A 10,270-nucleotide genomic window follows, 5' to 3' on the forward strand; every position below is an offset into this window, starting at 1 on the left:
CCGCCTTGGCGTCGCTGTAGGGATTGGCCGCCGGGAACGGGATCTCGTTCGGCCGCCGGTACTGCGCCTTGAGATCCGCCGGATCATCAGCCGCGGCGGGCGCCGCACTGGCCACGAACACGCCGCCGGCGAGCAGCGCCGCGGCCAGTGCCGGGCACCACGACGGCCTGTCAGAAATACCCATGTCTGCCTTCCCTGATCATGCCTCGGGCCGCCGCACCCCGTGCTGGGGGAGGTGGGCTCGAGGCGGAGGAGTCTCGATGGGATCGGGAAATTATCGATAAAATGTGAAGGAGTGGTTAAGTCCGTTCAGGGACTGGAGTGATCGAAGTGTTCGGCGCAATCATTGCTCCGACCAAGGCAGAACAGGAGGTCTCCTGGCGAAACGCGGACAAGTGTTTCAACCAGCAGGTAAAGAGCTGCGGGAACTTTTAGGATGATCAAGGGGCGGAAGAAACGGCATTTATGAGATAAATACCGGCGGGATTTAAGTACACTGTTCTTACAGCCTGTGACAAATTGTCTCACGATGGGAAAAACCAAATAATCAGCATGCCGCCTCATCGCAACCGCATAGTAGGTTCGTGATCGGAAAATAATATCAGCTTTACATTAGATAAGACTAGGCCGAGAAACTAAAACTAAAGTCGATCTTATTTTCTGTTCAATTTGTTTACAAATTTGAATTATTTGCGCAATTCACAGATCGGTAACTCTCAAGAGGTGGGGAGCATGGATGAGGTTCATCCCCGGATCCGGTCACTCGTTGAGCTGTGGCAGCTGAGGTGCGGGCCGGACGACATTCCCCGGCGCAGTGACCTCAACGTTTTCGCGCTGAAGCCGTGGCTGGGCTGCCTGACCATCTTTGAGGAAATCGAGAAGGGCAGCGATTATCTCGTTCGCCTCGATGGTCAGGGCGTTGTCGAACTGACCGGCGCCGAGTGGACCGGCCGCCGGGTCTCCCAGTTGGGGAATGGCCAGCCGCTGCTGAAGGCTCTTCGCTCCGTCCAGGCTTCGCGGCAGCCGCTGATCGACCCGCTGTACTTTCCCGCGAAGGGCAAACTGCTGGTGTTCAGCCGCGCCCTGCTGCCGGTCTGGGACGATAAAAGAGCCGCCGGGCAGGTAATCCAGTGCCTCTGGCCGGTTCCGGATCCCTCCTGAAGATGAGACTGTCCAGGAGTTGCGGCCCTGTACGGGAAGGAGCACATCCATGGCCCTGATCCGGCGGCTCGCCGCCCTGACGGCACTGCTGTTCAGCCTGGTCGTGTCGCTTGGCTGGATCGTGATGCTGGTCAGCACCGGCGTCGATGTACTGAGAGGACGGCAGCCATCTCTGGGCTGGACGATGCTCGGTGGTCTGGTCCTGATCGGCGTGCTGATCGCCGGATGGTCGGCCGACCGGATCCGGCGAGGCCCCTGACCGGCGGCTGCCGGTATATCGCCATTCTTGGAATAAAGCGGCCGGAGTGCCGCTGAAGCGGAGGACCTGCACCGGGGGTCGGGTAGCCAGCAGCACGGGAGCGGTGCTCCAAACAGCTGTTTTGCTTGCGTACCTGCCCGGGTGCTGGCAAGGAGAATGCCCGCTGCCGGGTGGGCAGTCATAACAGCAGGGAAAGAGCATGACCCAGGCGGAACTGATCGACGCCCTGGCCGAACAGGCGGATCTCAGCCGCGCCACCGCCGGGAAGGCGCTGGCTGTCCTGATCGGCGTGGTGACCGAGGCCCTGAAGCAGGGCGACGAGGTCCGCATCGCCGGTTTCGGCACGTTCGGCGTTGCCGAGCGCGGCGAGCGGCGGGGCCGCAATCCGCAGACCGGCGAGACGATCACGATCGCGGCGTCCCGGGGTGCGAAGTTCACCGCCGCCAAGGCGGTCAAGGACGCTCTCAACGGCGGCTGAGCGAATGACAACGACGTCCTTGTTCACGCTGCTCCCGCAAAGCACTGGGACAGATCCGTTCCGGTTACGGGGTGGCAGTGTGCCGAGTCGGCTGGATGCCTGGTAGCCTGCCGGACAACGACCCGGCCAAGCTACTCTGACTTGACAGTCGGATAAACTACCCCGACGCCGTAGGAGTAGACCCAACAGTGATAATGGTGGCGAAGTGGGAGTCCTATGCTGCCCGGGCCGGCATTGAAGCGACGACGGACAGGCTGTTCGCCGATGCGCCTTGCGGCGCTGTCGCTATATAGGGCTGGCCAAAACACACCTGCAGCATCTCATCAGCGCTGCCGCCATCAACCTGGTGCGGATCGCCAACTGGGTGAACGGCATCCCGACCGACCAGACCCGCTGTTCATGGTTCGCCGCCCTTCAGAAAGCCGCATGACCTCTGGGAAAACGTCTTCGCCACCAGTGTCACTGTTGGGTCTTAAACCCCCAGTTAAAGATCTGTCCGGTAGTCCACAGCCGCTTCAGGCCCACAGCCTCTCCAGTGGCTGTCGCGCGAGTCGTTCAGCAGCGTTACGGCCAGGTTCTGGTGAGTATCAGGAACTATCAGCGGCTGAAGTAGAGCCTCATACATAAATCAGGGTACTATCTTCAGCTAGTTCGTATGTGGCACCCAGTAATTTAACTCCCCGGCGGCGGGAAAATTCAAGTATTGTCCTGGTTGGTTCATCAAAGAAAATCGATCTGTTTTAGCTAAATGGTGACGACAGTGATCACCTCGGATCAACTCGGCTCAATCATCATCTTCAACGTCAGCGAACACAACCTGCCTGATGATGGTTACCTGGTGCCGCTGCTGCGCCTCTGGTGCAGGCGACGCGGCAGTGCCGCCGCTCCCACCCGGAGCGACCTGCCGGCCGAGGATCTCGTCCCATGGCTGGGTCATCTGGCGGTTCTTGAGAAAATCGATGTCGATTTCCGCTTCCGCCTGTTCGGATCGCTGCTGACGGTATCATGGCAGGAGGACCTGACCGGACAGCTCCTGACCGACCTGCCGGAGCCGATGGCGGTTCTTCTCGGGTCGGTTTGCCGGCAGTGCTGTGCCACCACACAGCCGGCCCTGATCCAGTACGCTGCGCCGCAGCGGTTCGGAGGCCGGCCACGCCGCGACCTGCTGCTGCCGATGGTTGCCGGAGATGGGATAACGCAGCTCATGATGGCGAGCTATGATGTTCCGGATCCGGCGCGCTCCGGTATCATAACGACCAGGCACCTGCTAAGCTGTCGACTTGACGGTGAACACTGATCATGCCGGAAGCCTGCCCGGTGTGGCAGGTTCCTGAGGATGGTGACGTGCCATGCCGAAAAACAGTCCCGTTCCCTCCCGCGACGAAACGGCCCGGCTTGCCGAAGTCCGACGCTGTGCGATCCTGGACACACCGCCGGATGGCGCGTTCGACCGGATTACCCGGCTGGCGGTCAGGATCTTCCGGGTTCCTGTCGCCATCATCTCGGTGGTCGATCACGACCGGATCTGGTTCAAGTCCCGGCAGGGCATCGACTTCAACCAGATTGCCCGCGATCCTGGCCTGTGCGCCTCGGCCATTCTACAGGATGATCCCTATGTCCTCACCGACGCCGCCGCCGATCCGCACGCCCTGGCGAACCCGCTGGTGTCGGGAGCGGCCGGTCTGCGGTTTTATGCCGGTAGTCAGCTGCGAACCAGGAGCGGCTACAATCTCGGCATGATGTGCATCATCGATTACCAGCCGCGCAGCATCGACGACCGGGAAATCGCCATGCTCGAAGAGCTGGCCGGGATCGTGTCGGACGAGCTGGAAATGCGTCTTGAGGTTCGTAAGGCTCTGGAACGCGACTAGAAACGAAGATTGCTGGCTTGCTGGCAGACGCCTCGTGCTGGTTGGTGTGTCAGGGCTTTCCCTGATTTTCGATATCCAAAGGTCTTGGCGTATCACGTCAGATGGATCATGCTGCGGCCCTGTCGTCCTCCGCCCGTAACAGACGGTGATTGCCATGACACTGGACCATAAGTCGGAGGCTTCCCCCGGCGATCTGGTAGCTTTAAGCGCCGTCATCATGGCGGGGTACCTGCGCGGCAACGCGCTGCCGGTCGACGCCATCGCGGAGGTGATCGAGCTTGTCCACGACTCGCTCCAGCGGCTGGATCAGCCGGCGGATCCGCTGAAACCCGAGGTCCGGAAGCCGGCTGTTCCGGTCCGCAAATCCGTCACGGACGCCTATATCGTCTGTCTGGAGGACGGCAAGAAGCTGAAGATGCTGAGGCGGCACCTGCGCACGACCTGCGGCATGACCCCGGAGGAGTACCGCGAGAAGTGGAACCTGCCGGATAACTACCCCATGGTCGCTCCCGCCTATGCCAGGCAACGGAGTGCGCTGGCCAGGGAATTAGGTTTGGGGAGGAAACGGTTCAAACCGGATCCAGAGGCGGTACCGGTCAGGCGCGCCGGCCGTCGGCCAAAGATATGATCATGGCCGTCAAGTTAGCCGGCTTGGTGGTGCCATGATTGGATAATGGATCAAAAGACCAGGGTTCCTCTTGCCAATGGTCTTTCTGACCGCTGGGATGAAGCTGACAAAGCGCTTGGAATACTCACGGATCCTGTCCTTGATCAACCGCATGCGCGATGAAGCGCGCCCGCTCGGTGCCGATAGTCAGACCTCTCTTCGGATTTTACAGGAACTGGGCGGGCAGCTCTGCAGCCTTACACTGGTGCTCTAGAAAACAACCTACGACAGGAAATGAGCCCAGCGTTATCATAATCTTAGCAAAGAGCTGAGTACGCTGCGGGGGTTTCTGGCAGCGGAGTGCGGCTTTAACTCTGCTCCTCTGTGCTGACCAGCCGGTGCAACCCTGTCACAGGAGCGCAACCGGTCTTCGCCGGTTGCGATCAGGATCCAAACCATGCCCCGCCAGCTCCACCGCTTCGTCTCCTTCGCCTTCGCCGTCGCCGACCTGCTGATCGAAGTCGATGAGAAGGGGACTATCTGCTTTGTCCTGGGAGCCGCCTCGGGTCTGACACATCAGCGCGACGAGGCCTGGCTCGGCAAGCCCTGGCTGGACCTCTTTCATCCCGATGACCGCGCGCTTGTCCAGGCTACGGCCACATCCCTGACCGCCGGAGCCCGCTGCGGCACCCTGCCGGTGCGCCTGGCCGGTAACGGTTCGGCCGATGCCGGGCGTCCGGCCCTGCTGAACGCCTGCCGGCTGCCGGGCAACGGCAACCGGCTGTCGTGTGCTCTGTCCGCCGCTTCCCCGGCCGATCCCGACACTCCGGTCGCCAGGCCGCGTGATCCCGAGAGCGGTCTGCTCGATCAGGCGAGCTTCACAACCGCGGCCGCCGGGATTGGTACTGCTGCCCGCGAGGCGGGCCGTGACCTCGGGCTGATGTTTCTGGACCTGCCGGAACTGGCTGGGCTGGCGGCCAGCCGACCGACGACCTGCGCTGACCTGGTGCACCGTATCGGTGCGCTGCTGCGCGCCGGTGCGATCGACGGCGACTCCGCCGGGCGGCTGACAGCCACGCGCTTCGCCGTCGTTCACGACACCGACGCCAGCGAACTGGGCCACCGTCTCCAGGACGTCGCCGCCGCGGGTGTGCAGGCCGGCGTCCGGCTGAGCATGACCGGGCACCGAATGGAGCTCGACGCCCGGGATCTCGGCCACGACGAACTCATGCAGGCGGTGCGCTTCACGGTCAACCGCTTCGCCGGCGGCTCGGCCATGCCCGGGTCGGTCGGCGCGGCGTTCGAGCAGATGGTCGGTGACACCCTGCAGCGGATGAGCGCGTTCGCTTCGGCGGTCGATGGCGAGGACTTCGAGCTCGCCTTTCAGCCGATCGTCGATCTCGCCACCGGGGAACTCGACCACTTCGAGGTGCTGTCCCGCTTTTCCGGCGAGGTCAGCCCGTTCGAGAAGATCCGCTTCGCCGAGGAGATCGGCATCATCGAGCGGTTCGATATTGCGGTTTGTACCCGGGCTCTCGCCCTGCTGCGCTCGCCGCCCCCCGGAGCGGCCCGACCGCTCAGGCTGGCGGTCAACCTGTCCGGCCGGTCGATTGCCAATTCGCTGTTTGTCCGCCTGCTGCTTGCCCTGCTGGATCAGCACCGCGACCTGGCGGGCCAGCTGTCGCTCGAGATCACGGAAAGCGTCCAGCTGACCGACCTGGCCCAGGCTGACCGGGTCATCCAGGAGTGCCGACTGCGCGGCTTCGCGGTCTGCCTCGACGACTTCGGCGCCGGCGCCGCCTCGTTCCCGTACCTGCAGTCCCTGATCATCGACGGCGTCAAGATCGACGGCGCCTACATCCGGAAGATCGGCCAGTCTCCGCGCGACGACGCCCTGCTGCGCGGCCTGGTCCGGCTGTGCAGCGATCTCGGAGTGGACACCACCGCGGAGATGATCGAGACCGCGACGCAGGCCGAGTTCCTGCGCTCCATCGGTGTGCGGCATGGCCAGGGCTGGCTGTTCGGCAAGGCCACTCCCACCCCAACCTGGCCGGCGGCGAAGACCTCAGCTCCCGTCGCCGGCCGGACCCGGGCGCGCCGGCAGGGCGTCACCGAAGGCTGGGGGTGAAAGGGAGCTATGATCCTCAACCCCTGCTGCTAAGGGGGAGGATAAACCATCCTGTTCAGCTGCGGCCATGGTCCGAACTCCGCTGGTTATAGCCTGAGCGACGGTGTTGAAGCGTGCTGTCAGCTCAGCCAGTCGAGTGATCGATGTCGGCGATCGCGCATCCAGCCCGGCCACCTCCCGGCGCATTTCGGCAATCAAGGGGCTGAGTGCCAGGCACATTTCCATATCGGTCGCCTGGTGGAGCTGGCGTACCAGATCCTCACTCTGACCAAGCCAGACAAGCAGGGACGCCTTCTGAGTCTCCAGCTGGGCGTGCAGCACCTGTAATCGGCGGACGGCGAGCTGTGGGTGCATGAGATAGGGTTTCCTCTTCAAACTGACCGCGGCAGGCTGTTCGGATCCGCCGGCAGACGGCGCTGGCAGCGGCGATCCAGTCGGGATCGATCTTTGGCGCGTGCCGGATCGATTTCAGCAGTTGCCTGAACCCGGTGTTGTCGTGGTTGATCCTGATGCTGACAAGGTCGCGGATCAGGGCAGACAGCATCCCTGCCGAAGTCCTGCACGGCCTGCTTTTCCTGCTGCTGCCTGTTCAATGCAGCGACGTCTCAGCAATCCGGGAACCCGGCGGACCCCGGAACATCCTTCAGTTCGCCGGTTATCGATAATGCATCGACGCCGCTGCTTCCGATCAGCGCGCCAGGACCCGGGCGGCATCCTTCGTCCGGCTCACTGCTTCCGTCACCTGATGGATCGAGGCCGCGATCTCGCCGATGTTGCCGGTGATCGCGGATACTGCGCTTGAGGCACCCTGCATGCTGCGTGACATATCCGTGGTGACGGCGGTCTGCTCCTCGACGGCGCTGGCGGTGGTGAGAACATAGTCGCGTACCGCCTCGATCGACTGCCGGATACCGCCGAGCGCGTCCACCACATCGCCGGAGATCGACTGGATGCCGTCGATCTCGGAGGAAATCTGATCGGTTGCCCGGGCCGCCTGGGTGGCCAGGTTCTTGACCTCGGTCGCCACCACGGCGAAGCCCCGGCCGGCCTCGCCCGCACGCGCCGCCTCGATCGTGGCGTTGAGCGCCAGCAGGTTGATCTGGCCGGCAATGCTCCGGATCAGCTCGACGATGCCGTTCATCTGGCGGGCCGCGCCGGACATCCTTTGTGTCGCCTGGTCGGCGGCCTCGGCCTGCTGCCGGGCCTGCTCGGCCATGGACGTCGATTTGGTCATGCTGGTGGAAATCTCCAGCGTCGAGCTGGCCAGCTGCTCGGACGCCGCCGCAACCGTCTGGACATTGGCCGAGGCTTCCGTCGCGGCATCCATCGCCGCTCTCGACTGCCCGTCGGAGCGGCCCAGCGCCTCGCCGATTTCACCGAAGTTGCGGTCGATCAGCGTCTTGAGCTGATTCATGAGTTCGACCTGTGCGGTGATGTCGGTAGCGAACTTGACGACTCTGCAGGGCCTGCCGCCGGCATCGAGGATGGGATTGTAGGAGGCTTCGATCCAGATCTCACGACCGCCTTTGGCAATGCGCTTGAACTGGGCAGCCTGATACTCGCCGCGTCGCAGTTTGTCCCAGAACTGCATATAGTCGGCGCTGGCCGCAAGCGCCGGCTCAACGAACATGCGGTGATGCCTGCCCTGGATCTCGGCCAAAGTATATCCCATCGCTCCGAGAAAGTTCTCGTTGGCGGTAATGATGGTGCCATCGAGCTCGAACTCGATCACCGCCTGCGACTTGCTGATGGCGTCGACCTGACCCTGGAGGTCGGCTTCCCGGGCTTTGCGCTGCGTGATGTCGGTGGCGAACTTGACGATTTTACAGGGCTTGCCGCTGGCGTCGAGGATGGGGTTGTAGGAGGCCTCGATCCAGATCTCGCGGCCGCCTTTCGCAATGCGCTTGAACTGGGTGGCCTGGAACTCGCCGCAGCGCAGCCGCTCCCAGAACCGGGCGTACTCGGCACTGGTCGCTTCGGCCGGCTCGACGAACAGGCGGTGGTGTTTGCCGCGGATCTCGGCCAGCGTATAACCCATCGCCGACAGGAAGTTGCCATTGGCGGTGATCACCGTGCCATCGAGCTCAAACTCGATGACGGCCTGTGACCTGCCGATGGCTGTCAGCCGGGCGCTAAGTTCTGCCATCTTCCGGGATTTGGCAAAGCGGAACATCATGGTGGCCTTTCTGAAACAGGAGTGGCGGTGATCAGAACAGCGGGTCGACGGGCCGCCACACTGCGGTGGGGACGTGATCAAAAACCGGCGATCCGGTGGAGATTACTGTTTGAAGGATTGCTTTTGCCGGACGTCAGTTCCGGCAGAAAGCGACCGGGGGAACCGGGTCTTTGGTCAGTGTCGACCGGACAGCGGTGACCAGGACATCCAAGTCTAGAGATTTCCTCAAGATCAGGTCAGCCCTGCACAGGGAGACGGCCGACAGGAAGTTCGCCGCGGGATCCTGCCTTTGACAGCCGGCTGGCTGAGGGTGGCGCAGGTGTAGCGGTCGGCCGGATCACGCACGGCGTCGATGTGGAGGTCGAGGATCCCGTCGCTGACCATAATCCGGGCGGCGTGCGGCAGGTTCCCCGGGTCAGTCAGCAGCCGACGCTGGTGTCCGAGCTTCCTGTGAAAGATGTCGATGCTGGTGCCGACGATCCAATCGGGATCGATCCTCAGCACGTGGCTGATCGTTTTCAGCAGCTTCCTGAACCCGGCGTTGGCGTCGTCGATCCTGAAGGTGGCGATGGTGCAGGTCCTGACCGCGACGGGCAGCGTATCGGGAAGGGTGCCCAGGTGACGCGGCCCTGTCCCGGCGCGGGAAGCCCTGGGGCGGAAAGCTGCCAGGACCATGTCTGAACCTCCTGTATCATGCCATGTATAATGGAGCCGGCGCCGGCGTGCTGAACACCGGCGTCAGGGTGGTCAGACCGTACCGGTCAACAATTAATAACTCTTTACCTAAAAACCACTACATTTCCATGGTTTTGAGGGATCAGCTGCTGTCCTTGGCGCTGCTATATCTGCTGAGGCTGCTCGAAACATGAGTAGTAAGACAATGCAAGACTACGGCGTGTCGATCTTCGGCTGGTGCTTCCTGCGTGGGCTGAGGCTTCAGCAGATTTCATGCTTCTGCCTTGGAGGTGTATGGTCATCAGGATGCATCCCTCGGTTTGTCCTGCCACGCAGAAGGTACCATGTCCCGTCGACTTTGATAATTGGACATCGTTTATGGTGTCGGTTTCCGACAGTGGTGATCAACATACCTGAAAACTCAGCGCATCACCGACTGCACACAGCTCCCGAGCAGATGGCCAACGCTATTGAGTGACTTCCCAACTTCCTGCTCCGATACTAAAATCCGTCGTATGACGTGAAACCCTCATTTCATCGATAACGGATCACGGCTAATCGCCGCATCCCTCAACCAGCACCAGCACGGGGCGCTTATTGCGGTACTCTCGCCTCGCCTGACGCCGTAAATTTCTGCTCACATTTTAATCATATCTTTATTGCGACGCAGTGAAAAAGGAGGGATCGTGGATCCGCACCTTGAGCATTTGCTGTGAAGCTCGCTCTGGTCGGTCCGACCCGTGCAGCCATTCCTTTGGAAAAACAATGCTCAAACAAATCTCACCCAATCATGACAACCCCACTCAGGCGCCGCTCAGAACTATTAAATCTTCAATTGACCAAAAGGGATTGATGGCACGCCTGCGCCTCAAGTTGCGCACCAGGCTGGTGCTCATTCTGCTCGCCTTTGGCCTG

Annotated in this window: 10 protein-coding genes and 1 pseudogene; 8 read left to right on the top strand and 3 right to left on the bottom strand. The window is 62.0% G+C overall.

The features are described 5' to 3' along the window. The coding region (locus N826_RS37265; RefSeq protein WP_044437545.1) for a hypothetical protein at nucleotides 1–184 on the bottom strand (184 nt) is incomplete at its 3' end. A 548-nt stretch (nucleotides 185–732) separates the two neighbouring features. On the opposite strand from N826_RS37265, the gene N826_RS37270 reads away from it, so the two are divergent. From N826_RS37270 to N826_RS37300, 8 genes and pseudogenes are all read left to right on the top strand, one after another. Then, nucleotides 733–1,161, top strand: a complete 429-nt coding sequence (locus N826_RS37270) for a PAS domain-containing protein (RefSeq protein WP_044437546.1) — start codon at nucleotides 733–735, stop codon at nucleotides 1,159–1,161. 49 nt (nucleotides 1,162–1,210) lie between these two features. Then, complete coding sequence (locus tag N826_RS37275; protein WP_044437547.1) at nucleotides 1,211–1,420, top strand: hypothetical protein; 210 nt, start codon at nucleotides 1,211–1,213, stop codon at nucleotides 1,418–1,420. 199 nt (nucleotides 1,421–1,619) lie between these two features. Next, the gene (locus N826_RS37280; RefSeq protein WP_044437548.1) at nucleotides 1,620–1,898 is read left to right on the top strand and encodes an HU family DNA-binding protein; all 279 of its coding nucleotides are present in this window, start codon (nucleotides 1,620–1,622) and stop codon (nucleotides 1,896–1,898) included. A gap of 215 nt (nucleotides 1,899–2,113) precedes the next feature. Beyond that, a pseudogene (locus N826_RS42545) lies at nucleotides 2,114–2,328 on the top strand (transposase); the annotation flags it as partial. 330 nt (nucleotides 2,329–2,658) lie between these two features. Continuing rightward, complete coding sequence (locus N826_RS37285; RefSeq protein WP_169789494.1) at nucleotides 2,659–3,195, top strand: PAS domain-containing protein; 537 nt, start codon at nucleotides 2,659–2,661, stop codon at nucleotides 3,193–3,195. 52 nt (nucleotides 3,196–3,247) lie between these two features. Continuing rightward, entirely contained in the window at nucleotides 3,248–3,769 is a 522-nt protein-coding gene (locus N826_RS37290; protein ID WP_044437550.1) for a GAF domain-containing protein, read from the top strand. A gap of 154 nt (nucleotides 3,770–3,923) precedes the next feature. Then, on the top strand, nucleotides 3,924–4,397 hold the full coding sequence (locus N826_RS37295; protein ID WP_044437551.1) for a Ros/MucR family transcriptional regulator: 474 nt from the start codon (nucleotides 3,924–3,926) through the stop codon (nucleotides 4,395–4,397). Between the two features lie 436 nt (nucleotides 4,398–4,833). Continuing rightward, complete coding sequence (locus tag N826_RS37300) at nucleotides 4,834–6,504, top strand: sensor domain-containing phosphodiesterase (RefSeq protein WP_052832758.1); 1,671 nt, start codon at nucleotides 4,834–4,836, stop codon at nucleotides 6,502–6,504. 688 nt (nucleotides 6,505–7,192) lie between these two features. On the opposite strand, the gene N826_RS37305 is transcribed toward N826_RS37300, so the two are convergent. Beyond that, on the bottom strand, nucleotides 7,193–8,650 hold the full coding sequence (locus tag N826_RS37305) for a methyl-accepting chemotaxis protein (protein ID WP_247870479.1): 1,458 nt from the start codon (nucleotides 8,648–8,650) through the stop codon (nucleotides 7,193–7,195). A gap of 261 nt (nucleotides 8,651–8,911) precedes the next feature. Then, a complete protein-coding gene (locus N826_RS37310) occupies nucleotides 8,912–9,355 on the bottom strand; it encodes a hypothetical protein (protein ID WP_044437552.1) in 444 nt (147 codons plus the stop codon). Nucleotides 9,356–10,270 lie beyond the last annotated feature (915 nt).

This window comes from Skermanella aerolata KACC 11604 (assembly GCF_000936425.1).
Lineage (GTDB): Bacteria > Pseudomonadota > Alphaproteobacteria > Azospirillales > Azospirillaceae > Skermanella > Skermanella aerolata.

Coding starts and splice junctions, on each gene's coding strand:
- N826_RS37290 (WP_044437550.1), top strand. CDS start 3,248: ATGCCGAAAAACAGTCCCGTTCCCTCCCGCGACGAAACGGCCCGGCTT.
- N826_RS37295 (WP_044437551.1), top strand. CDS start 3,924: ATGACACTGGACCATAAGTCGGAGGCTTCCCCCGGCGATCTGGTAGCT.
- N826_RS37280 (WP_044437548.1), top strand. CDS start 1,620: ATGACCCAGGCGGAACTGATCGACGCCCTGGCCGAACAGGCGGATCTC.
- N826_RS37275 (WP_044437547.1), top strand. CDS start 1,211: ATGGCCCTGATCCGGCGGCTCGCCGCCCTGACGGCACTGCTGTTCAGC.
- N826_RS37310 (WP_044437552.1), bottom strand. CDS start 9,355: ATGGTCCTGGCAGCTTTCCGCCCCAGGGCTTCCCGCGCCGGGACAGGG.
- N826_RS37300 (WP_052832758.1), top strand. CDS start 4,834: ATGCCCCGCCAGCTCCACCGCTTCGTCTCCTTCGCCTTCGCCGTCGCC.
- N826_RS37270 (WP_044437546.1), top strand. CDS start 733: ATGGATGAGGTTCATCCCCGGATCCGGTCACTCGTTGAGCTGTGGCAG.
- N826_RS37305 (WP_247870479.1), bottom strand. CDS start 8,650: ATGGCAGAACTTAGCGCCCGGCTGACAGCCATCGGCAGGTCACAGGCC.